This window comes from Yoonia sp. I 8.24 (genome assembly GCF_022096995.1).
Lineage (GTDB): Bacteria > Pseudomonadota > Alphaproteobacteria > Rhodobacterales > Rhodobacteraceae > Yoonia.
In genome coordinates this window covers 247,599-269,464 of the sequence record NZ_JACXGQ010000005.1, presented here as the reverse complement: position 1 = coordinate 269,464, position 21,866 = coordinate 247,599, and the positions used below count along the sequence as shown (strand labels likewise).

The following is a 21,866-nucleotide window of genomic DNA, read 5'->3' as shown; positions in this document are numbered from 1 at the left end:
GTTTTATATAATTTCGTGATTCGCTCATGTCAAGATAGGCCGGACTCATTTGGGGCCTAGAGTCAAGAATTTATTAATAGATGTAGTATCTCGCTCAAAGTGAGATACTACATCCGATACGTGTAGCCTATGCGACAGACCAACGTTCTGCCATACGTGCGTTATCCATCTGCCACAGGTTCCCGACAACTTCAGGAGACACAATCCGATTATTCACCGCTTGCACATAATTGGCGAACATTGGGATCAATGCACCGCCCTCGGTGCTGAGGATTTGCTGCATTTCGTAGTACTGTGCGCGACGTGTATCGCTGTCTAATTCAGCACGCGCTGAAACCAGCAGTTCTTCAAAGCGCGGGTTATCCCACATCGTGTCATTCCACGGAACGCCTGCTGCATACGCAGACGAGAACATCCAGTCTTCTGTCGCACGTCCAGACCAGTAGCATGCACAGAATGGCTTTTTCAGCCAAACATTAGACCAATAGCCATCAGCAGGTTCTTGGACCACGTTGATGTCGATACCGCCGGCAGATGCAGAGGCCTGATACAATTGAGCCGCGTCAACCGCGCCTTCAAATGCTGCGTTGGATGCTGACAAATCGATGCTCAAGCTATCAAGACCAGCCTGCTGCAAATGGTAGCGCGCCTTATCAGGGTCGTAGGCCAGTTGTTCCATCTCGGCATTGTAGTATTGGTTGGCTGGGCCAATCGGACTGTCATTGCCAACTTGACCGTGACCAAGCAGGATTTTGTCGACCATTTCCTGACGGTTGATGCCGTATTTCAGCGCCTGACGCACATTCACGTCATCAAATGGCGCAGTAGTGGTGTGCATCGGGAATGTGTAGTGCTGGTTGCCTGTCACTTCTTGGATGCGGACAGCTGGGTTGGCCTTAAGCAGTGCCTCGGCCTTAAAGTCGATCCGGTTAACGGCATCGACCTGACCTGTCAGCAACGCGTTCATACGTGCGGTGTTGTCGTTGATCGCGATGTATTCGATTTCTTCAAAGAAACCGGCGTCATCGCCTTTATAGTGGTTTTCGTAACGCTTACCGACAAAACGCACGCCCGGATCAAAGGCGACAACTTCGTACAGACCTGTACCGATCCCTTTTTCGATCGCTTCTTCGATCTGACCAGCAGGATAGATCAGCAGGTGATAGTCGGACATCAGATATGGGAAATCGGCGTTGCCGGATTCCAATGTGAATTGTACCTGATGTTCGGTAATTTTAGTCATTTCAGTGATCGCTGCAACGATCGGCTGCGCGGCAGATTTAGACCCTTCGACCACATGCATCTGAAGCGATTCAATCACATCGTCAGCACCAAATGCTTTGCCGTTGTGGAATGTCACACCTTGACGCAGGTTAAATGTCCATACTTTTGCATCTGGGCTGGCTTCCCAGCTTTCCGCCAATTCGCCTTTTAGCAGACCATCTGCGCCGTTTTCTGTGAGACAGTCAAACACGCACCCCATGGACGCGGCAATCATGAACAAATCAGAGTGCGTACGCCCATCCCAGCTGTCAGATGTGTTGGCACCGTTAAGGCCAGCGGTGAGTTTACCGCCACGCGTTTGCGCGCGTGCAGGCAGGCCGGTCAGGCCCAAGACGCCAGCAGCGACACCCGTTTTTAATAGACCGCGTCTACTAATTCCATTCATTTGTCATTCTCCTAGTTAGCTAGTTCGAGCGATAGTCTGCCCGTTTGTTCCATTCAAAAATAGACGATTCGTTTTACATTTTACCAACTGCTGCATCGCCGATATTATCAACGCCGCGTTCTTCAAGTAGATTTGTGAGCCAATCCGGGTCCATTTCCGGGACCGAACTGAGCAACAAATCGGTATATGCATGGTGCGGTGGTTTGAACATTTCTGCTTTCGGCCCTTGTTCCACAACGCGCCCATCTTTCATGACGACAACTTCATCCGCAATTGCGCGCACTGTCGCCAGATCATGCGTAATAAACATATAAGTCAGGCCCAGATCATCTTGCAAATCTGCCAAAAGCCGCAAAATCCCTTCGGCAACGAGCTGATCCAGTGCAGATGTGACCTCATCACAGATAATAAACTTTGGCTCTGCGGCCAAAGCACGGGCAATACCGATCCGTTGCTTTTGACCGCCTGACAGTTCCGAAGGCAAACGGTTGTAGTATTCCGTCGGCTCTAGCTCAATTTGTTCAAGCAATTGGTCGACACGCTTGCGTTTTTCAGCACCTGTCAGACCTAAGTAGAATTGCACAGGTCGCGCGATAATTTGCCCAATCGACATGCGCGGGTTCAACGCCGTGTCAGCCATCTGGTAAATCATCTGGACCTGACGCAGCTGGTCTTTGCTGCGCTTCTTATAGTTGGCAGGAAGCGTTTCACCTTCAAGCAAGATCTGCCCCGCAGTCGGCGGCAGCAATCCGGTAATACACCGCGCCGTCGTGGATTTCCCCGAGCCCGATTCACCGACGACCGCAACCGTGCGCCCTGCATGCATATCAAAGCTGACATCATGCAAGACCTTCGCGGTACCATAAGATGCGTCAACATTCTTGATGCTGACCAACGGAACTGCGCCCGTCGCAATGGCTGGTTTCTTCGGGCGTTCAAAGCTACGCACAGCCCAAAGCGATTTTGTATATTCCTGCGTTGGCGCATCTAGCATGGTGCGCGTGTCAGAGGTTTCGACCTCATCACCCTTCAGCAATACCTTAATCCGGTCGGACATTTGGGCAACAACAGCCAAATCATGGGTGATATAAATCGCTGCCGTGCGGAATTGGGTCACAATATCACGGATCGCAGAAAGCACCTCAATCTGCGTGGTCACATCAAGCGCCGTGGTTGGTTCATCAAAGATAATCAGATCAGGGCGGCACGACATCGCCATCGCGGTCATCGCGCGCTGCAATTGCCCACCCGACACCTGATGCGGGTAGCGAAAACCGATTTCATCCGGATTGGGCAACCGCAATTTACGGTAAAGCTCCATCCCGTCTTCTTCGCTTTCGGAACGGTCCATGACACCGTGTTGCATTGGGGCTTCGACGTGTTGGTCGATCAACCGATGCGCGGGGTTAAAGCTGGCAGCGGCCGATTGCGCGACATAAGCAATGCGCTTGCCGAGCAGATCACGCTTAACCGCGGCGGAGGCAGTCAATAAATCGATCCCGTCGAATTCGACGCTACCACCGCTGATCCGCACGCCATCACGGGTATAGCCCATCGCGGCCAGACCCATCGTCGACTTGCCCGCGCCAGATTCGCCGATAAGCCCAAGAACTTCACCACGTTGGAGCGTCAAATCGACACCGTTGATGATCGGGTTCCATGTCTCATCGCTGCGGCCTTCGATCTCGACGCCGCGCATTTTCAAAAGCGGTTCAGTCATTCTTTGAGCCCCGAAGATTTATACAGCATCCAGTCCACCACAAAGTTCACCGCTACCGTTAGCAGTGCAATTGCACCCGCCGCCAAAAGTGGCGCTGTGGCCGCCAGCGGCGCAAACTGCGCATAGTTCACAAAACCGCCAAGGTCGCGCACCATGGTTCCCCAATCGGCCAGCGGTGGTTGGATACCAACACCCAAGAACGACAACGCCGCGATGGTCAAAAACACAAAGCAAAAACGCAAACCAAATTCGGCAAGCAACGGCGCCGTTGCGTTGGGAAGGATTTCTTTGAAGATGATATATCCAAAACCCTCGCCACGCAGTTTTGCGGCCTCGATGTAATCCATCACAACGATGTTTTGCCCAACGGCGCGCGAAAGACGGAAGACACGCGTGCTATCAATCACCGCGATGATCAGCACCATAAACACGGTCAGTGGAATACCCAATTGCGGGGCCCAAACGCTCGCGATTGTCATCAACAACAGCGCAAAGATCAGCGATGGAATGGCCATCAGCACATCGACCAAGCGCGATAAAATTTGATCCAACCAACCGCCAAAGGTCGCTGCCAGAAAGCCAAACGTGCCGCCAAGAAAGAAGGCTAGAAGGGTCGTCGCAAAGGCGATGCCAACGGTGTTTTGTGCGCCGTAAATCAACCGGCTCAGGATATCGCGCCCAATTTGGTCCGTACCCAAAGGAAAGTCGGGGTTGCCGCCCAGCGCAGGATCACCACCCGGGGTGATATTAGCTGCAACACCGGGGATAATTTGTTCTTGGCCATAGGGTGCCAGCAATCCGGCGAAGATCGCCAAAATTGCGTAAATCAAAATAATCATAACGCCAAACGAGGCTGTTAATGGCATATCGCGGAACATTTTGCGTGACCATACGGTCCCAACAGCGCGCCCTGCGGTCCGAAACAACCACGCGGCAATCGCAAAGATGATGAACCCTTCGATACCGATCCGCAAAAAGAAGAATTTATTCGCAATCGCCGGATCGCTGCTGCGGCCTTGTATATAGGCCCATACTAGCCAACCCAGAACAAGGACGGCGACAATATAGCCGTAAGCCACCCCAAACGGCATATCGCGAAACTTGGGCGTTTGCCCTGTCACTTGCTGACCCGCAAAACGGAAGGTCCACGCCAATGCGCCCATGCCGACCAATGTCGCTACAATCCATAAGATCATTTCGGGTGCCTCAGACGTGGGTTGGACAGGATCGACATAATGTCAGCCGTCAGGTTCAAAAGAATATACGCGGCGGCAAAGATCATGCAGCAGGCTTGTACCACAGGAATATCGCGTGTCTTCACACTGTCCACGAATAGTTGACCGATGCCCGGATAGACGAACACCACCTCAACTACGACAACACCTGTAATCAAATAGGCGAGGTTCAACGCAACCACGTTGATGATTGGCGCAAGTGCATTTGGTAGCGCGTGTTTCACAATCACGCGCATCGGCGACATCCCCTTGAGCCGCGCCATTTCGATATATGGGCTAGCAAGCAAGTTAATAATTGCGGCCCGCGTCATCCGCATCATATGCGCCGTTACCACTAGGGTTAGCACAAGCGCCGGCAACATAGATTTGTTCAATCGTTCACTAAACGCCATCCCATCATAGATATTCGACAGTGACGGGAAAATTGGGTTCAGCACCGCCAGAAACAAAATCAACACATAGGCGAGAAAGAACTCTGGGCTTGAGATTGACGTTAGCGTGAAAATATTAGCCGCCCGATCAAACACTGAATTCCGGTAAAGCGCCGCCAAGACCCCCAGCCCCACAGCAAGTGGCACGGCAAATGCCGCCGTGACCGCAGCAAGGAACATCGTATTGGCAAAGCGCGGCGCGATTTGTTGCGCCACCGTGGTGACCCCCGAAGAGGTTCCGCTGAAACTGGCTGCGTTTGCGCTTGCAAAACTGGACCCAAAGTCACCCTGCACAACACCAGCCAGCCAGCCAAAATAACGTGTCACAAGTGGTTGGTCCAAACCCAGATCACGCCGGATTGCTGCGACAGATTCTTCTGTTGCGCCTTGGCCAAGGATCGCTTGCGCAAAATCCCCCGGTAACATGTTCACAGCGACAAAAATGACCACGGAAACGATCAGCAAAGTGATCAAACCCAGCGCGAGACGCTGCAAGATAATCTTAAGGACGGTGTGCAAAGTATCGCATTCCCAATTGGTTAAGCGACACCTTAACGGCGTGAAACAACTTGTAAACCCTTGTAAACTCTAAAGCCCGGTGAAAGATTGTGCGGAATTGTAACGATCCATGCAGTGAACAAGAGCCGCACTAATCGCTGGTTCTGACAATGCATGCCCAGCGCGCGCAACCATAATTAGGTGCGAATTCGCCCATAATTTCGAAAGTTTGTGCGCAGAATCCGGCGGACAAATCATATCGTATCGCCCCTGAACAATCACGCCGGGAATATGCGCGATTTTAGCTATTTGGTCTGGGTGTAAAATTTGTTGTGATTTGTCCAAAAAACCACCGTTTACGAAATAATGGTTTTCGAGCCGTGCAAAGGCGCGTGCGTACTCAGCGGGGGCATCACCTGTCATTCCGTCGCTTCCAATCGCGGCAAGCGCATTTTCCCACGCCGTCCATGCGCGCGCGTATTTCACTTCTTCTGCGTGATCACCGCTGAAAAGACGTCTGTGATAGGCCGCTACAAAATCATCACGCTCATCTACGGGAACCAATGATGCAAAGCGATCCCAAAGCTCTGGCCAAAATCGGCCCGCGCCGCCGCCATAAAACCAATCAAGCTCTGGCTGGGTCATCAAGAACACGCCGCGCAAAACCAAGGCGCGCACGTTTTCAGGATAGGCTTGCGCATAGATCAACGCCAGCGTCGCCCCCCAACTTCCGCCAAAGACGACCCAATCATCGATACCAAGGGTTTGCCGGATCAATTCAATATCCGCCACCAAATGCCAGGTGGTATTCGCAACAACGCTGGCATGGGGCCGTGATTTTCCGCAACCTCGCTGATCAAAAAGGACAATCCGGTAGATTGATGGATCAAAATAACGGCGCATTGCTGGGCTACAACCGCCGCCCGGCCCGCCATGCAACACCACCACCGGAATGCCATTCGGATTGCCGCATTGTTCAACATAAACATTATGCCCGCCGCCCACATCTAGCATACGGCGATCAAACGGGTCCAAAGCTGGATAAAGATACGCGTATGCGCTTTTATGCCCTACGGTTTTGTCCATAATCATCCTATATCCCACGTATAACGCACTGACCATCCGGAGCCAGCACATGTCTGCCACCAATACCGTCGACCCATCCGAGATCGCCAAATTCGAAGCAATGGCCGCAGAGTGGTGGGATTTGAACGGGAAATTCAAGCCCTTGCACATGATGAATCCGGTCCGGTTGGACTATATCACCAGTCAAATTGCCGCTGAATTCGGGCGTGATCTGACCAAGCCGAACCCATTCAAAGGGTTGCGCATCCTTGATATCGGTTGTGGTGGCGGGCTGCTTTGTGAACCAATGGCGCGGTTGGGCGCAACAATTGTCGGGGCAGATGCAGCAGAGCGCAACATCTCTGTGGCCAAAGTCCACGCTGCACAATCCGGGCTAGACATCGATTATCGTTTTGTGACTGCCGAAGCGCTTGCTGCGGATGGGGAACAATTTGATGTCGTTCTTAACATGGAAGTCATCGAGCACGTGGCAGACCCGCTCGGGTTTTTGACCGCCTGCCAACAGCTGCTAAAGCCGGGTGGCATCCAGATTTGTTCAACCATCAATCGCAACCCAAAGTCCTTTGGCATGGCAATTATCGGGGCCGAATGGATCATGCGGTGGCTTCCCAAAGGCACACATGAGTGGGCAAAATTCATCACACCCGATGAGCTGTACAAGCTGATAGAAAACGCTGGCCTTACGCCGGTCGACCGCAAAGGGTTTGTCTTTAACTTTGCACAATTCACCTGGTCGATCTCTGACCGCGATCTATCAGTGAATTATGTCACAACGGCACTGAAAGCCACAGCTTAACACTACACATCTGAAGCAAGCCCGATGTAGGTTTAGGCATTAGTCGCCAGTTTGAAAGATTTTTCATTTGCTCCAAACCATCAAATCTTGGAACCATCGTCGTTTAGATCGATACAACGAAAACAAACTCAGAGCTCGGCTGACCAGCGCTGTGCTGGATGAGTACGCCCTTTCTGGAGTTGTGCCGCCATCGGTAATCATTTCTCGTTCTGACGAACTTGAAGGTGGAACTGATTTTATGCTGTCGCGCGACGGAACAGGGCAATGCATCAGAATCCGTGCCCAGGCCACAGATTTCGCGACTTTCTCGAATTCCGCGCGGTTTTCGGCGGCGATGCATTGGTTTCAACATGCGGACCCATCGGTTAAGTCTATCACCGTAAATGGATCTGATGGCGATCTCGCCTCTACTGCGCACTACGCGTATTGCAGCAATAGCCCTGACGTGGTCCCGCTACCTGATCCGCATTTTTTCCGCGCTGGCGGCTACGCAGAAACAGATAAGTTTGCAGCGACGCAAGCCCAAGATTGGGGTGATCGTTCCGACGAAATTATTTGGCGCGGCCGCGTCAACAATCCCGGCCTGTATTCGCTTGATCCAGCGTTGCAAGACAACCCTGGTGTAAAACAGCGCCTCCGCATGGCGCAAAAATGCAAGGCATTAGGGGTCAATTTTAGGTTCGTAGATGGTGTTGGTGAAGTGGTCCATGGCCCACTCGCAAGCGCTGGGCTGATCGGGGAATATATCCCCACCCATGATTGGGGCGGCATGAAATATGCCATTGATATCGATGGATATACAAACGCGTGGTGCAATTTCTTGCAACGGCTCAAACTCGGGTGTTGCGTGCTAAAGGTCGACAGCCAATTTGGGTTTCGGCAATGGTACTACCACAAGCTAACCGCGTGGGAACATTACGTACCAATCAGCGCTGATATGTCTGATTTAGCAGCAAACGTAGACTGGGTGAAATCCAATCCAGACAAGGCACGTGCCATTGCGGCGGCTGGCCAGGACGTTGCTCGGGCGATGACATTTGAAACGGAAACCCGCGTTGCGGCGGACATTATCAACACGACAGAAGGCGCTATATGACATATTGGACCAACAAATCAGTACTGGTTGCAGGTGGTGCCGGGTTCATCGGCACGCATCTTGTCCGGGCATTGATTGTGCAGGGCGCGCGCGTAAATGTTGTCGATAATTTTGCAACCGGTTCGCGTGAAGGTGTTGCACTGCTAGGCAATCATCAGCTTAACGTCACCGATCGCGACATCGCAACGGCTGGGTCATTTCCAGAGGCCGACGTCGTATTCAATCTGGCAAGCCCCGCATCGCCGCCGCAGTATCAAGCTGATCCGCTGCAGACATGGCGCAGCAATATCTATGGCACTGCGAACCTACTTGATCACGCGCAACAGTGCGGCGCCTGCTTTGTTCAGGCCTCAACCAGCGAAGTTTATGGCGACCCGCTGTCACATCCGCAAAAGGAATCTGATTGGGGCAACGTGAACCCAGTGGGGCCACGATCCTGTTACGACGAAAGCAAGCGTGCCGCCGAAACACTGCTGATGGATGCGTTTCGACATAACGGGACGAATATTCGCATCGCCCGCATTTTTAATACCTACGGGCCAGGCATGGCCCGCGAAGATGGCCGCGCCTTGCCAAATTTCATCGCGCAAGCCCAAGCAAATCGCGCATTGACCATACATGGTGATGGCAGCCAAACCCGCAGCTTTTGCTATGTTTCAGATACCGTTGATGGGTTGATGCGGCTTGCCAGTGAACCCGGCGCTAAGGGCGAAGTGATCAACATCGGGAACCCCCATGAAGTCACAATCGGGCATATCGCAGCCCGCGTGAACGCATATTTTGGGCACGACACACCAATTGAATTTCACCCGCGGCCCGTTGATGATCCAACTCGTCGCTGCCCTGATATATCCAAAGCACAATCAATCTTAGGGTGGGCACCGCGGGTCGCGCTGGATGATGGGTTGGCGCAAATGATCTTGGCGCAAACCGATAGTGCTAGTCGATCTCGCTCAGCTTAAGGCGCATTTCGCGCATAACTGGTAAAGCGCTGCGCACTTTTTCTTCGCCAACGGTAGTAACGACTTCGGCGATGAGCGGAGCAATCACATCCAAGGCAGCGTCACGCGCTGATTGGCCTGCGGGGCTAATCGCCACCAATTTGCGACGCGCATCATCCCAATCAGGGCGAACATGCACCCAGCCTGCGCGCTCTAGCTTATTAAGCGTATTTGTCATTGCGCCTCGGGTCAGATGAAATGTCTTGGCCAATTGCGCCGGGGTGCGTTCAACGCCAGCATGCGCCAGTTGGTTCAGAACCGAAAAATGTGAAAGCTCCATCCCTTTGGGTAAAACCCGCGCCACGCTTGCGCGCGCAAGCTGATCAACGACCAAAATTTCGCTAAACAGCGATACAGCAAGGTTTTTAGTGCTTTCAGACATTATGGACCTTCAAAAGCCCTGTCAGATGCAAGAGCCGCAATACGTTTGCGGCTTTGTGCCACTTTTGTCCGGTCAATATCAACCATCGTGATTCCCGGCGACGTGCCGGAATCCGCCAATACCTCGCCCCACGGAGAGATAGCCAGCGAATGCCCGTAGGTTTGGCGCATTCGCCCGGTCGATGACGCATGTGCGCCCGTTTGCGCGGCTGCCAAAACGTAGGATCCGGTTTCAATCGCCCGTGCACGCAATAGCGTTTCCCAATGCGCCGCCCCCGTGACAGGCGAAAACGCCGCAGGCACCAACAAAATCTCAGCGCCACTTTGGGCTAAGGCGCGGTAAAGATAAGGAAACCGTAAATCAAAACAAATGCTGAGCCCCAGCACCCCAAAAGGCGTTTGTGCAATCACGGCACGCGTACCCGGCCGATAGCCAGCGGATTCTTTGTAGGTTTCCGTTTCTGACACGGCGACATCAAACATGTGGATCTTGTCATAACGCGCCACGACATCCCCAAACGGATCAATCACAAAAGACCGATTGACAAATCGCCCGTCAGGATCACCCGTTTTCAATGCAAGTGACCCAACTGACAGCCAAATGCTATGCGCCTTTGCAGCCGCGCGCAGCCCGATCAGTGTTTGATCATCAGCTTCGTGCTGTAAAACCCGCTGCTGATGATCCCGGTCCATCGATATACAGTTTGTGACCTCTGGCGTGGCAACAAACTCTGCCCCTTGCGCCGCTGCGCGGTCGATCAAGGCGACTGTGTCCGCCAAGTTCTGTGCGGGATCATCGCTGGAATTCAGTTGGAGTAATGCGGCTTTCATGCCGTCAGCATAGCATCCAGTTTACCACTGCGATCAAGCGCCATAAGATCATCGCACCCACCAATGTGTTTTCCGCCGATGAAAATCTGCGGCACTGTGCTGCGCCCATTAGCACGCTGGATCATCTCTGGGCGGCGTTTGGGCTGCTTAAGAATGTCCACTTCGGCAAAGCTGACGCCCTTTGCGGATAAAAGCCGTTTGGCCATGTGGCAAAACCCACAGGTGGCTTTTGTGTAAATCTCAACAGTGCTCATCTATATCATCCTCAATTTGTTTGGATGTATTTAGGCGTCTTTGACCACCCTTGCCAGCGTAACAATTGACACGTTTGTGGCACCTGCTGTTTTCGCAGCTTCGGTAGCAGCAGCGAGGGTCGCGCCAGAGGTCATCACATCATCAATCAAGAGCACCGATTTGCCTGCAATCGTGTCCGCGCGTTTTGCATTCGGCACGATCGCATTTGATAGCGCAGCAAAGCGGGCATCACGGCTATGTCCTTCAAGCGGTTTGGTCTTTTGGGGTCGTAAAAGCGCATCTGCACTGGTTGGCACATTCAACCCGCGGCCCAGCGCCAAAGTAAGCAACGCGGCCTGATTGTATCGCCGCTTCACGCGGCGTTGCCAATGCAACGGAACAGGCACCAAAACCGTGTCATCGCGCAAAAGCGGTCGGGCCACGCGCGCAAGCCAAATCGCAACAGGCCGCGCCAGATCGGTGCGATCCCCGTGTTTCAGACCCAGCACCAACCGCCGCCCAACCCCTGTGTATACCAAAGCCGCACGGCCATGTTCCCAGGGCCGCGCGATTTTCATGCAGTCATCGCATTGCACAGTTTCGCCGGGGTCATCGCCGGGCAAAGGCGTGCCGCAACTATCGCAGACCACCCCGCCAATAAACTGCGTTTCGCGCCAGCACGCCCCACATAAGCCGAATTCTGAATCGGTCTGCGCATCACATGCGACGCATTGCGCAGGGTAAATTGCTCTGATCACGCTTTGCATTCGCATAATTGCACCCTAGATGGAGGGCATGGAAAAAATGCCGACCCTATTTGACCGCCGCACCGTGCAACACAACCGCGCACGCGCAGATGCCGACGCGCTGTTCTTGCACGACGCATTGGCCACCGAACTGCATGAAAGACTGAACGAGGTTAACAGAACCTTTACGTCGATCGCGATTGTAACTGGATTTCCCGATTTTTGGGCGCAGGCCTTTCCCGCCGCTACGATTGTCGCGGATGAAGATGTTCTGGAGCTGCAACCGGGCGCACATGATCTTGTTTTGCATGTCATGGCGTTGCACTGGGCCAATGATCCGGTGGGGCAATTGGTGCAATGTCGGCATGCGCTAAAGCCTGACGGGCTTTTGCTTTGTGGGTTCTTGGGGGGGCAGACCTTGCACGAATTGCGTGCATCATTGGCCGAAGCCGAGGCCATTGTTGCAGGTGGAATTTCGCCGCGGATCGCCCCAATGGGGGAAATTCGCGATCTGGGTGCCCTGTTGCAGCGCGCTGGATTCGCGCTGCCAGTGGCAGATGCCACCCCGCTAACTGCAAGCTATGCAAATGCGTTTCACCTGATGCATGATCTGCGCAAAATGGGTGAAACCAATGCGATGATCGACCGGATCAGACATATGACACGGCGCAATGTGATGACTGAAACCGCCAGCATCTATGCCGAGCATTTCACCAATGAAGACGGACGCGTTGATGCCACGTTTGAATTGATCACACTGACAGGCTGGGCCCCCGGCGATGGGCAACAACAGCCGCTGCGCCCAGGCAGCGCGACAACCCGGCTTGCCGATGCACTGGATGCGGTTGAAACGCCGCTTGATCCGTCAGATACCTAACTCAATTCAGCAAAAGGCGATGCCAATGTCCGACACGTCCCAGTCAGCAGCCTGCCCGGCGCACGCTCCCAAAGATCACCCAGCGATCAAACCTGCAAAGATCGGCGTTTTACTTGCAAATCTTGGCACACCTGATTCCACCGACTATTGGCCGATGCGGCGATATCTTAGCGAATTTCTGTCAGACAAACGCGTCGTCGATTACCCTTGGTGGAAGTGGCAACCGATTCTACAGTTGATTATTTTGACCACGCGGCCCTCCAAATCAGGGGCCGCCTACAAGTCGATTTGGAATAACGAGGCCAACGAAAGTCCGCTACTGACCATTACCAAACAGCAAACCGCAGCGATCAAAGCCAAGATGCACGACGCTTACGGCGACAACGTGATGGTGGATTTTTGTATGCGCTATGGCAACCCGTCAACCAAATCCAAAGTCGCCGAAATGGTTGCCGCAGGCTGCACCAAAATCTTGTTCTTTCCACTGTACCCGCATTACGCAGGGCCAACTTCGGCCACAGCCAATGACCAATTTTTCCGTGCTTTAATTGATCAAAAGCAACAGCCTATTGCGCGCGTCATCGAACCCTATTTCGAAGATCCTGCCTATATTGACGCGCTCGCGCAATCGATTGAACGGGCTTATGCAACGGCTGATAAAAAGCCCGAAAAGCTGATTTGCTCATATCACGGCGTGCCTGAACGATACCTGCAAGAAGGCGATCCCTATCACTGCCAATGTCAGAAAACGACGCGGTTGCTGAAAGAACGGTTGGGCTGGAACGATAGCGAAATCGTGACCACCTTCCAATCCAAATTTGGCCCCGAAGAGTGGCTAAAACCCTATACCGTCGATGAAGTCGCCCGTTTGGCACGCGAAGATGGTGTGAAAAATATTGCCATCTGCGCCCCCGCATTTTCGGCTGACTGCATTGAGACGCTGGAAGAGATCAATGAGGAAATCAAAGAAAGCTTTGAAGACGCTGGCGGCGAAGACTTCACCTATGTGGCCTGCCTAAACGACGGCCCGGCACATATAGATGCCCTTTCGGACATCATCGTGCGCAATCTACAGGGCTGGCAGGCATAGAATCGGCCCTGTTCAACTTACAGAATATACTTGAATTTTCGCGCGATTTACGCAAAAAACGGATACAATGTTACTATCATTGTGGTTATTGTAGTTTTTTGATGCCTTTCGTCGGCGATTTTTTGCTTGTTGGCCCCATTGCCACCACATTTATCGCGTAACTATTGGGCTATATTTTTTTGGAACGCGCCATCGTTTCGGCGCAGGTTATTGGTGAATCATGACGACGGCAGCGCCTTCTAAAAACCTGACCAATTCGTCCACAAAGGGCGAAGCGCTCCCAAATGGGACAGCATTACTTGGTGATCAGTTCACCATTAAGCGGCGCCTTGGCAACGGCGGGTTTGGTATTACTTATCTTGCACAGGACAACTACCTTGGTCGCAATGTCGTGGTCAAAGAATGTTATCCTGAGGTATTCTGCCGACGCGACGGTAAAAGCGTCTATGTGCGCTCTGATCAGCATTATGAAAAATACCGCTCTATCGTCACAATGTTCATGCGTGAGGCACGGACGATTGCAAAGATGCGGCACCCGAATGTTGTCGGCGTGCACCGCATTTTTGAAGATAACGACACAGCCTATATGGTGCTTGATCTTATCGAAGGGCGCGACCTTCTTGATATCATCAAAAAGGGTGACCAAAAGCTGAAGCCACAGCAGGTTCAGGAAATCATGATCAAGCTGCTGGACGCTGTTGATACCGTCCACCGCCAGGACCTGCTGCATCGCGATATTTCGCCTGACAATATCTTGCTTGATAAATGGGGCAGCCCAGTTCTGATCGATTTTGGGGCCGCCCGAGAAGAAGCAAGCCGGGAAACACGCGAGCTTTCTGCCGTTTTGGTTGTCAAAGATGGGTATTCACCGCAAGAATTCTACTTTGCTGGCGGCAAGCAAAGCCCGAGCAGTGATCTTTATGCGCTGGGCGCATCATTTTATCACCTGATTTCGGGCGAGGCACCACCAAACAGCCAAACACGCATGGCCGAATTTGCGGGTCAAAACCCTGATCCTTGCGTGCCACTTACCGGGCGTTTCGACGAATATGATCCAGCCTTCCTTGCAGCAATCGACAAGGCGATGAATATCCTGCCAAAAGATCGTTTGCAGTCCGCACGAGAATGGTCCGATTTAATTGATGGTGAACAAAGCGAACGCATCAAACCGCTGATTCTTTCGCAAGCTGACAATTTGGGGCCGGTTTTGTCTCGGCTTGTTTCCGAAACCAATGAATATGTGCGCAAGTCGCAGACACTTGAACAACGGCCACGTGAACGCAAAATCGAAACACCTGTCAAACAGATCCCGAATTGGGTTCTTGAGTTTAACGAAGAATCGTCAAAAATCGTCAATAGTGGGAAAACGCGTGCGCAGTCACCTGCGCAAACCGCGCCGATCTATACGCCACCAGAGCTACGACCAGCCCGCCGTCGGTCGCGCATTGGAATGTGGTTTGTACGTCGGTTTAGCTCTTAAATAAGCAGAACTTGCGTACCAACTTGAGCATAGCCAAATAGTTCCGCGATCTGTTCATTATACAACCCAATACAGCCATTCGATGACCGACGACCAATCTTGCGCGTGTCATGCGTGCCATGAATACGGTAGTATTGCCACGATAGGTAAAGCGCATGTGTTCCCAACGGGTTATCCGGTCCGGGTCCGATAAATTCTGGCCACTCTGGGTTCCGAATGCGCATCGATGGGGTTGGTGCCCAGCTCGGGCCTTCGACTTTGCGCGTGACTTCTGTTCGGCCCGTGCGGGTCAGATCATCGGTCAGTGGCACGCTTGTTGGAAACAGCTTGTAGGTCGACTGATCAGCGGACCAGTAGTGCAGCGCGCGCGATTGGATATCGACTAGAATCGCACCTTTATTCAGGTTGCTAAAATATGGCTGCCAGTCCAACGACCGAAAGCTCGAGATGTTGCGCTGTACTTGCCCCGAGAGGTCGCTTTCGATTTCGGTTGAGTTGGCAGTTTGCGCCACAGCGCCCGTGCCAATCATGGCGGCGCTGGTCGCCAAAAATCCACGGCGTGATAGTTGGTTTTTCATTGCGGTCTCCGACCAAATCAAAACTGCATTTAAGCATATAATCTAATGTGTCTAAGCTGCCACCGCAATTCAAACAAACGTCAACTGTGCGAAGTGGGTTTGAAGTGTCGCACTGATGTCGATAAAGATAGAAAATACAATCGAATTGGGTGACTGATGTACCGACGCGAACTACTTCTTGGACTGGCCGCAAGTGCCCTTGCCGCTTGTGAACCGCAACGTCCATTGGGCGCAGATGGATTGCCTGTTGCCTCGGTATATCGGATCAGCGGATCAGACGCCGCCGCAGTTCAGTTTCGGATGCTTGATAGTGTAAACGCGTTGCGCGCCCGCGCAGGGGTCGCACCGGTGCAGCTCAATGCGCAACTCAATGCGGCTGCAGCGACGCATGCCCGCGATATGTCACTTCAAAACCGCCCGTGGCTGTTTGGGTCCGATGGGTCAAGCCCGCTTGACCGCGCCCGTCGTGCGGGATTCCAAGGCCGTTTGTTGGGCGAGAATATCTCTGAGTCCTATGAATCAGAATTACAAACACTGGCTGCTTGGATGGCGCAATCTGATACGCGCGCCGTGATTTTGGACCCCAACGCGCGTGCGATGGGGATTTCATGGTATCAAGAAACCGCTGGAAAGCTGTGGTGGTCCATGAATTTCGGCACAGCACCCACCGCCTAAGCGTAAATCGTCACCAAGGTACCCGTCTGTACCATCGCATAGACTTCGTCCATTTCGTCATTTGAAATAGCGACACAGCCCCAGGTCCAATCCGCCTGCCCAACCCATTCATCTGGTGTTCCGTGAATGAAAATATCGCCACCTGGATCAAGCCCTTGGCTGCGCGCATAAGCAACATCATTCGCATCTGGGTAAGAAAGCCCGAGTGACAGATGATAGCGGCTGTTCGGGTTGCGCCGGTCAATCCGATACGAACCTTCAGGCGTGCGCCCATCACCTTCGTGAACCTTATGGCCTTCGGGGGTAAAGCCCAGTTCAAACCCGTATTCGCGGAGCAATGTGTTGTTATGCAGCAACTGCATCCGCCGTTCGCTTTTAAAAATTTGGATACGTGTTACTTCTGGTCCCGCATATGCGCGCGGTGCCGCGCTGCATCCGGCCATGCCTGCTGCTGCGCCAACCATCACTGATCGTCTTGAAATCATGTCTACTGCCTACTTGTCCCGGTCTACGCCGTTTTTTGCCTATTTAGCGATGAATTGTGGCAAAAGGTAGGATTTTTTCAAACTGAACTTCATTTTCGCGTGAAGGCTGCAACCATTTCGACATGCGGGGACCAACGGAATTGATCCACGGTTTGCACCCACGGCATCTCAAACCCGGCGTCCACCAGCGTATTTGCATCGCGCGCGAATGTGATCGGGTTACAGGACACCATCGCGATTGTCTTGATGTCAGACCTTGCGAGCGTCGCAATTTGCGCATCGGCCCCTGCGCGGGGTGGGTCAATCACCGCCGTATCAAAGTGACGCAATTCATCGGGTTCGAGCGGGCGGCGGAACAGATCGCGCGTTTCTGTGGTGACTTTGCGCAGCTCATGCCCAGCTCGCCAACCACGATCAAGCGCCGAAAGCATTTCAGCTTCCCCTTCAACAGCGTGAACCTCTGCGCGTTTCGCGAGCGGTAGCGTGAAGGTGCCGCAGCCAGCGAATAGGTCAACAACGCGCTGCGCTTTGCCTGTGATTTCTTCAACCGCTTGCAACAGCGTCATTTCCCCATGTTTGGTCGCCTGCAAGAACGCACCAGGGGGCGGTGTCACCTTAGCTCCAACGAAATCCTGGGCCGGGGCGTTGATGGTCACAACGGGTTCGTCGTTCCATACCAGCCGCGACAGCCCGTGATGGTTTGCGAATGCGGCCACTTCGATCCGTAGCTGCGGCGTCAATTCTTTGTCGGTCGTCACCAAGACATCCGGGCCAAGCGGCGCGTCTGTCAGGGTCAGGTCAATTTCGCCTTTGCGTGAACAGGCCAGCACGGTCAATGCTTCCAGCGCTGGCAAGATATCCAACAACGCTGGCGTGACCAACTGGCAATCAGGCACTGCGAACAACGTGTGCGAAGCCCGACCATGAAATCCGACCATTGCGCCTTTCTTGGTGCGACGCCCGGAAAACTTGGCACGCCGACGTGAATTCGCAGGCGAAGTTTGTACAGCATGAAATTCGGGCGACAGCCCATGCGCATGCACTGCTTTTTGGACAATCCCTAGCTTCCAATCTGCAACAAACGCATCGGTCGCGTGTTGCATCGCGCAACCGCCACATGATTTGTAATGCCGACAAGGGGCTGCGACCCGGTCCGCCGAAGGGGTCACGATCCTTACAGAACCATCTTGGGCGACGTCGACCTCTTCCCCCGGTAAAACACGCGGGAGCAAGGACCGCCCATCAGATGCGCGCCCCATACCAAGGTGTGTCAGGCTTTCGATTGTTAACATTTATTCCGCCGCATCTATAAATCCACCCGATTGCCGATGCCAGTAGCGGGCATAAAGCCCATCCTTGATCAGCAATTCATCGTGTGTTCCTTGTTCAACTATACGCCCCGCGTCAAGCACGATGATCCTATCCATCTGCGCCAATGTGGATAATCGGTGCGCAATTGCAATGACGGTCTTATTGCTCATAATAGACTCTAACGCGCCTTGAATCGATGCCTCCACCTCGGAATCGAGCGCACTTGTCGCCTCATCCAAAACCAAAATCGGGGCATCTTTTAGGATGGCACGGGCAATTGCGATCCGCTGTCGTTGACCGCCTGATAGCTTAACGCCGCGTTCGCCTAGATGTGCGTCGTATCCGGTGCGCCCATTGTGATCGACGAGCTTTTCGATGAACTCATGCGCCTCTGCCTGCGCGGCGGCCGCTTCGATTTCTGCTTCCGATGCATCCGGTTTCCCATAGCGGATGTTATCGACGGCGGACCTGTTGAACATCGCGGTTTCTTGCGTGACCATCGCGATTTGGCTACGCAGGCTTGCTTGGGTCACATCACGGATATCCTGCCCATCGATCATCACAGACCCGTCTTCGGTATCATAAAGCCGCAACAAAAGCGCAACCAAGGTCGATTTCCCAGCACCAGAGGCACCAACAAGCCCCAGTTTTTCACCCGATTTGACCGAAAGCGTCACTCCATCAAGCCCGCCGGGCCCGCCGCCATAGCGAAAACTAACGTCATTCAGCGCAATAGCACCCTGATCCGCACGAAGCACCTTTGGGTCTGGCGCGTCGGTCAATGTGTGTTCGGGGCTTAGCGTGTTCATCGCGTCTTCGAGTTCGCCAACATTGGCGTACATCCCCATAAGCGTGAAACTGACCCACCCGGTCATCTGTGACAGGCGCAACGAAATCGCGCCTGCGACGGCAATGTCCCCCGCAGAGGCGGTGCCAACAGACCAAAAATACAGCGTGATCCCAACCAGAAGCACTGGCAAAATCCCGGCCAAACCCATCAAGCAAAATCGAAAAGTCGCAGATAGCCAGCCATAATGAATGGCACGCGTCCGATAGTTTTCCATTGATTCAAGGGCTGCGCGATCTTCAAATTCATCATGTGCAAATAGTTTTACGGTCTTGATATTGGTAATCGTATCAACAACTTGCCCGGTCACCGTCGCACGCATAGCTGCACGCGCTTTGGCGCGCACCCGTATGCGTGGCATAAAATACCGGATCATTCCAAAATAGGCAGCAACCCAAACCGTCAGTAACGCCGCAGAGCGGACATCAATTGTCATCAATAGCAGCACAGAGCCAACAAGAGACGCGAGTGCAAATGCAACAGTGTGGATCATATCAACGGCAAGATCCGTTGCGGCGCGTGCCGCTTGCATCTGCTTTTGCGCGATCCGGCCCGCAAAATCTTCGTCAAAGAATGTCACGGCCTGTCCAATCGTATGACGATGGAGACGCGACAAAATTAGGTTCCCTAACGAAGGTGCCACCACCACGTTTTGCAACACCCCCGACATCCCCAACAGAATAGGGCGCGCAACGATAAAGAATGCTGTGACCCCAAGCAGTAACAGCGCGTTTTGCGAGAAATACGTTTCGGCCGCACCACCCAGCGCCGCATCAATGACCCAGCCCAACATCACAGCGGTAACGACCTCAATCGTGCCTGCCAAAGCAGACACTATTCCAGCCAAAGTCACAATTTTTAAGCTACCGCGCATACACCAATGCATAAATGCCAAAAGGGTTTGTGGCGGCGACCCATTGGCGGGTGCAACGGGATCGATCCAGTTTTCTGGCTTCATTATTTGTCCTGCTCTTTTTCACCTAAGAACCCGCCAGATTGACGGGCCCAGAAACGCGCGTATTGACCGCCCGCCGCCAGCAATGCGTCGTGGGTGCCGTCTTCAATGATCCGACCGTGATCCATAACAATGATGCGGTCCATCTGTGCAATGGTGGACAGGCGATGGGCGATGGCGATCACCGTTTTTCCCTGCATCATGCCGTAAAGTGTTTGCAAAATTGCGGCTTCGACCTCGCTATCAAGGGCGCTAGTCGCTTCATCCAGCAACAAGATCGGTGCGTCCTTTAAAATCACGCGCGCAAGCGCGATACGCTGCCGCTGCCCACCTGACAATTTGACCCCCCGTTCGCCAACCCGCGCGTCATAACCCGTGTTGCCTTCGGCATCCGCGAGCCCAAGGATAAAATCATGTGCCTCGGCTTTGCGGGCGGCAGCGATCATCTGATCTTCGCTCGCCTCAGGGTTTCCATACAGGATGTTTTCGCGCACTGAGCGGTGCAACAGTGACGAATCTTGTTGCACCATTCCAATGACACGCCGCAGGCTTTCTTGATGAACAGATGAAATATCTTGGCCATCAATCGCGATCTGACCGGATTCGGCGTCGTAAAACCGCAGCAAAAGCTTCACCAAGGTCGATTTTCCTGCCCCTGACTGGCCGACAAGTCCAACTTTTTCACCAGGTGCGATGGTCAGGTTGATCTTGTCTAAACCACCGCTTTCTTTGCCATAGTGATGCGAAAGATCGGTTATTTTTACTTCACCTGCGCCTGATTGCAGCGCTGAGGCGTCAGTGTCATCTAACAGGGCGATCGGCTGCGCGATGGTTTTCATACCTTCGGCCACAACACCCAATTCGCGGAAAAAATTACTAACAGCCCACATGATCCACCCCGACATCGCGTTCAATCGCAATGCAAGTGACGTGGCCACAGCAACCACCCCAACCGATGCAATCCCTTGCATCCACAGGTAGAGCGACCACCCGACGACCCCAACAATCAGCAGGCCATTCAAGGTCATCAGCGCGATGTCCATAATCGTATAGAGGCGCATTTCGATTTGGAATGTGCGTCTGGCTTCCTCGATCGCGTCTTTGGCATAAGCGACTTCGCGGTCGTGATGCGCAAACATTTTGACGGAATGAATATTTGTATAGCTATCGACCACGCGGCCCGTAATCGCGCTACGTGCGTTTGATGACGCCTCAGACGCCGGGCCAATCCGCCGGACAACCCAACGCAACAAAAACACATAGGGTACGAACCAAAACGCAAGCGGCACCATCAGCCACAGATCAGCCTGCCCCAACAAAACTGCCGCCCCGATGACATAGGCAAGCGCAAATGTAATCGCGTCAAAAAGTTGGAACACGACCTCGCCAGCGGCGGGCGGCGTTTGCATGATGCGGTTCGCAATCCGCCCGGCGAAATCATCTTCGAACCAACCGACAGATTGCCGCAAAACATGGCGATGGGCGCGCCAGCGCACCAAGGTTCCGAAATTTGGCAAGATCGTATTATTCAGTAAAAGAACTTGGAAAATATGAACTGCGGGGCGCAACGTCAGAATAAAAATCGCAACCAAAATAAGTTCGGTTCCGTTTTTAAGCCAAACGTCTTCCGGTGTACCAGTCAACATATCGACCAGACGCCCAAGGTACCCCAAAAGCCAAATTTCTACCGCTGCGATGACGACGGACACACCCGCCGTTAGATAAAACACCGGCATAAATGGCTGCGCATAGGCCCGCAAAAATGGGTAGAGCCGCGTCGGCGGCACATCTGTTTCCTTGTAGGGTGTGTAAGGATCGATCAGACCTTCGAAAAATCGAAACAT

The 21,866-nt window shown here is 53.2% G+C and carries 21 protein-coding genes; 7 read left to right on the top strand and 14 right to left on the bottom strand.

The genetic code is table 11. The features are described 5' to 3' along the window. Window positions 1–127: 127 nt before the first annotated feature. The 5 genes from Yoon_RS12100 to pip all read right to left on the bottom strand — a co-directional run bounded on the left by Yoon_RS12100 (window position 128) and on the right by pip (window position 6,639). On the bottom strand, window positions 128–1,669 hold the full coding sequence (locus Yoon_RS12100; RefSeq protein WP_238112499.1) for an ABC transporter substrate-binding protein: 1,542 nt from the start codon (window positions 1,667–1,669) through the stop codon (window positions 128–130). A 73-nt stretch (window positions 1,670–1,742) separates the two neighbouring features. Beyond that, window positions 1,743–3,389, bottom strand: a complete 1,647-nt coding sequence (locus tag Yoon_RS12095) for an ABC transporter ATP-binding protein (protein WP_238112498.1) — start codon at window positions 3,387–3,389, stop codon at window positions 1,743–1,745. Beyond that, window positions 3,386–4,585, bottom strand: coding sequence for an ABC transporter permease (locus tag Yoon_RS12090; protein WP_238112497.1), 1,200 nt, complete (start codon window positions 4,583–4,585; stop codon window positions 3,386–3,388). Before Yoon_RS12090 ends, Yoon_RS12095 begins: the two co-directional genes overlap by 4 nt. Continuing rightward, window positions 4,582–5,574 (bottom strand): ABC transporter permease, encoded by a 993-nt coding sequence (locus tag Yoon_RS12085; protein ID WP_238112496.1) that lies wholly within the window; start codon window positions 5,572–5,574, stop codon window positions 4,582–4,584. The genes Yoon_RS12090 and Yoon_RS12085 overlap by 4 nt, the downstream gene beginning before the upstream one ends. A 69-nt stretch (window positions 5,575–5,643) precedes the next feature. Beyond that, entirely contained in the window at window positions 5,644–6,639 is a 996-nt protein-coding gene (gene pip, locus Yoon_RS12080) for a prolyl aminopeptidase (RefSeq protein ID WP_238112495.1), read from the bottom strand. A gap of 49 nt (window positions 6,640–6,688) precedes the next feature. On the opposite strand from pip, the gene ubiG reads away from it, so the two are divergent. From ubiG to Yoon_RS12065, 3 genes are all read left to right on the top strand, one after another. Beyond that, window positions 6,689–7,435, top strand: a complete 747-nt coding sequence (gene ubiG / locus Yoon_RS12075; RefSeq protein ID WP_238112494.1) for a bifunctional 2-polyprenyl-6-hydroxyphenol methylase/3-demethylubiquinol 3-O-methyltransferase UbiG — start codon at window positions 6,689–6,691, stop codon at window positions 7,433–7,435. Window positions 7,436–7,673: 238 nt separating this feature from the next. Further along, window positions 7,674–8,531: a glycosyl transferase family 90 gene (locus Yoon_RS12070; protein WP_238112493.1), complete on the top strand. Its 858-nt coding sequence runs from the start codon at window positions 7,674–7,676 to the stop codon at window positions 8,529–8,531. Further along, window positions 8,528–9,493, top strand: a complete 966-nt coding sequence (locus tag Yoon_RS12065) for an NAD-dependent epimerase/dehydratase family protein (RefSeq protein ID WP_238112492.1) — start codon at window positions 8,528–8,530, stop codon at window positions 9,491–9,493. Before Yoon_RS12070 ends, Yoon_RS12065 begins: the two co-directional genes overlap by 4 nt. Here Yoon_RS12065 and Yoon_RS12060 read toward each other — a convergent pair. Genes Yoon_RS12060 through Yoon_RS12045 form a run of 4 tightly spaced genes read right to left on the bottom strand, consistent with a single transcriptional unit; the run spans window position 9,471 to window position 11,751 of the window. Further along, window positions 9,471–9,914, bottom strand: a complete 444-nt coding sequence (locus tag Yoon_RS12060) for a MarR family winged helix-turn-helix transcriptional regulator (RefSeq protein WP_113778262.1) — start codon at window positions 9,912–9,914, stop codon at window positions 9,471–9,473. The two genes, Yoon_RS12065 and Yoon_RS12060, sit on opposite strands and share 23 nt — an antisense overlap. Beyond that, window positions 9,914–10,744, bottom strand: coding sequence for a carbon-nitrogen hydrolase family protein (locus Yoon_RS12055; protein ID WP_238112491.1), 831 nt, complete (start codon window positions 10,742–10,744; stop codon window positions 9,914–9,916). The genes Yoon_RS12060 and Yoon_RS12055 overlap by 1 nt, the downstream gene beginning before the upstream one ends. After that, entirely contained in the window at window positions 10,741–10,998 is a 258-nt protein-coding gene (grxC, locus tag Yoon_RS12050; protein WP_238112490.1) for a glutaredoxin 3, read from the bottom strand. The genes Yoon_RS12055 and grxC overlap by 4 nt, the downstream gene beginning before the upstream one ends. A gap of 30 nt (window positions 10,999–11,028) precedes the next feature. Next, a complete protein-coding gene (locus Yoon_RS12045) occupies window positions 11,029–11,751 on the bottom strand; it encodes a double zinc ribbon domain-containing protein (protein ID WP_238112489.1) in 723 nt (240 codons plus the stop codon). Between the two features lie 22 nt (window positions 11,752–11,773). On the opposite strand from Yoon_RS12045, the gene Yoon_RS12040 reads away from it, so the two are divergent. From Yoon_RS12040 to Yoon_RS12030, 3 genes are all read left to right on the top strand, one after another. After that, window positions 11,774–12,601 (top strand): methyltransferase domain-containing protein, encoded by an 828-nt coding sequence (locus tag Yoon_RS12040; RefSeq protein ID WP_238112488.1) that lies wholly within the window; start codon window positions 11,774–11,776, stop codon window positions 12,599–12,601. A gap of 25 nt (window positions 12,602–12,626) precedes the next feature. Next, the gene (hemH, locus tag Yoon_RS12035) at window positions 12,627–13,691 is read left to right on the top strand and encodes a ferrochelatase (protein WP_238112487.1); all 1,065 of its coding nucleotides are present in this window, start codon (window positions 12,627–12,629) and stop codon (window positions 13,689–13,691) included. Window positions 13,692–13,911: 220 nt separating this feature from the next. Continuing rightward, entirely contained in the window at window positions 13,912–15,171 is a 1,260-nt protein-coding gene (locus tag Yoon_RS12030) for a serine/threonine-protein kinase (RefSeq protein ID WP_238112486.1), read from the top strand. On the opposite strand, the gene Yoon_RS12025 is transcribed toward Yoon_RS12030, so the two are convergent. Then, window positions 15,168–15,749, bottom strand: coding sequence for a L,D-transpeptidase (locus Yoon_RS12025; protein ID WP_238112484.1), 582 nt, complete (start codon window positions 15,747–15,749; stop codon window positions 15,168–15,170). The genes Yoon_RS12030 and Yoon_RS12025 overlap by 4 nt on opposite strands. A 156-nt stretch (window positions 15,750–15,905) precedes the next feature. On the opposite strand from Yoon_RS12025, the gene Yoon_RS12020 reads away from it, so the two are divergent. Beyond that, complete coding sequence (locus Yoon_RS12020) at window positions 15,906–16,424, top strand: CAP domain-containing protein (RefSeq protein WP_238112482.1); 519 nt, start codon at window positions 15,906–15,908, stop codon at window positions 16,422–16,424. On the opposite strand, the gene Yoon_RS12015 is transcribed toward Yoon_RS12020, so the two are convergent. The 4 genes from Yoon_RS12015 to Yoon_RS12000 form a co-directional block, all read right to left on the bottom strand. Continuing rightward, the gene (locus Yoon_RS12015; RefSeq protein WP_238112480.1) at window positions 16,421–16,909 is read right to left on the bottom strand and encodes a murein L,D-transpeptidase family protein; all 489 of its coding nucleotides are present in this window, start codon (window positions 16,907–16,909) and stop codon (window positions 16,421–16,423) included. The genes Yoon_RS12020 and Yoon_RS12015 overlap by 4 nt on opposite strands. A gap of 89 nt (window positions 16,910–16,998) precedes the next feature. Continuing rightward, window positions 16,999–18,201 (bottom strand): class I SAM-dependent RNA methyltransferase, encoded by a 1,203-nt coding sequence (locus tag Yoon_RS12010; protein ID WP_238112479.1) that lies wholly within the window; start codon window positions 18,199–18,201, stop codon window positions 16,999–17,001. Further along, on the bottom strand, window positions 18,202–20,025 hold the full coding sequence (locus Yoon_RS12005) for an ABC transporter ATP-binding protein (RefSeq protein ID WP_238112478.1): 1,824 nt from the start codon (window positions 20,023–20,025) through the stop codon (window positions 18,202–18,204). Next, window positions 20,025–21,866 (bottom strand): ABC transporter ATP-binding protein, encoded by a 1,842-nt coding sequence (locus Yoon_RS12000; RefSeq protein WP_238112477.1) that lies wholly within the window; start codon window positions 21,864–21,866, stop codon window positions 20,025–20,027. The genes Yoon_RS12005 and Yoon_RS12000 overlap by 1 nt, the downstream gene beginning before the upstream one ends.

Coding starts and splice junctions, on each gene's coding strand:
- Yoon_RS12090 (WP_238112497.1), bottom strand. CDS start 4,585: ATGATCTTATGGATTGTAGCGACATTGGTCGGCATGGGCGCATTGGCG.
- hemH (WP_238112487.1), top strand. CDS start 12,627: ATGTCCGACACGTCCCAGTCAGCAGCCTGCCCGGCGCACGCTCCCAAA.
- Yoon_RS12020 (WP_238112482.1), top strand. CDS start 15,906: ATGTACCGACGCGAACTACTTCTTGGACTGGCCGCAAGTGCCCTTGCC.
- Yoon_RS12095 (WP_238112498.1), bottom strand. CDS start 3,389: ATGACTGAACCGCTTTTGAAAATGCGCGGCGTCGAGATCGAAGGCCGC.
- Yoon_RS12015 (WP_238112480.1), bottom strand. CDS start 16,909: ATGATTTCAAGACGATCAGTGATGGTTGGCGCAGCAGCAGGCATGGCC.
- Yoon_RS12025 (WP_238112484.1), bottom strand. CDS start 15,749: ATGAAAAACCAACTATCACGCCGTGGATTTTTGGCGACCAGCGCCGCC.
- grxC (WP_238112490.1), bottom strand. CDS start 10,998: ATGAGCACTGTTGAGATTTACACAAAAGCCACCTGTGGGTTTTGCCAC.
- Yoon_RS12000 (WP_238112477.1), bottom strand. CDS start 21,866: ATGTTTCGATTTTTCGAAGGTCTGATCGATCCTTACACACCCTACAAG.
- Yoon_RS12100 (WP_238112499.1), bottom strand. CDS start 1,669: ATGAATGGAATTAGTAGACGCGGTCTATTAAAAACGGGTGTCGCTGCT.
- Yoon_RS12045 (WP_238112489.1), bottom strand. CDS start 11,751: ATGCGAATGCAAAGCGTGATCAGAGCAATTTACCCTGCGCAATGCGTC.
- Yoon_RS12070 (WP_238112493.1), top strand. CDS start 7,674: ATGCTGTCGCGCGACGGAACAGGGCAATGCATCAGAATCCGTGCCCAG.
- Yoon_RS12010 (WP_238112479.1), bottom strand. CDS start 18,201: ATGTTAACAATCGAAAGCCTGACACACCTTGGTATGGGGCGCGCATCT.
- Yoon_RS12055 (WP_238112491.1), bottom strand. CDS start 10,744: ATGAAAGCCGCATTACTCCAACTGAATTCCAGCGATGATCCCGCACAG.
- Yoon_RS12065 (WP_238112492.1), top strand. CDS start 8,528: ATGACATATTGGACCAACAAATCAGTACTGGTTGCAGGTGGTGCCGGG.
- Yoon_RS12005 (WP_238112478.1), bottom strand. CDS start 20,025: ATGAAGCCAGAAAACTGGATCGATCCCGTTGCACCCGCCAATGGGTCG.
- Yoon_RS12040 (WP_238112488.1), top strand. CDS start 11,774: ATGGAAAAAATGCCGACCCTATTTGACCGCCGCACCGTGCAACACAAC.
- pip (WP_238112495.1), bottom strand. CDS start 6,639: ATGGACAAAACCGTAGGGCATAAAAGCGCATACGCGTATCTTTATCCA.
- Yoon_RS12030 (WP_238112486.1), top strand. CDS start 13,912: ATGACGACGGCAGCGCCTTCTAAAAACCTGACCAATTCGTCCACAAAG.
- Yoon_RS12060 (WP_113778262.1), bottom strand. CDS start 9,914: ATGTCTGAAAGCACTAAAAACCTTGCTGTATCGCTGTTTAGCGAAATT.
- ubiG (WP_238112494.1), top strand. CDS start 6,689: ATGTCTGCCACCAATACCGTCGACCCATCCGAGATCGCCAAATTCGAA.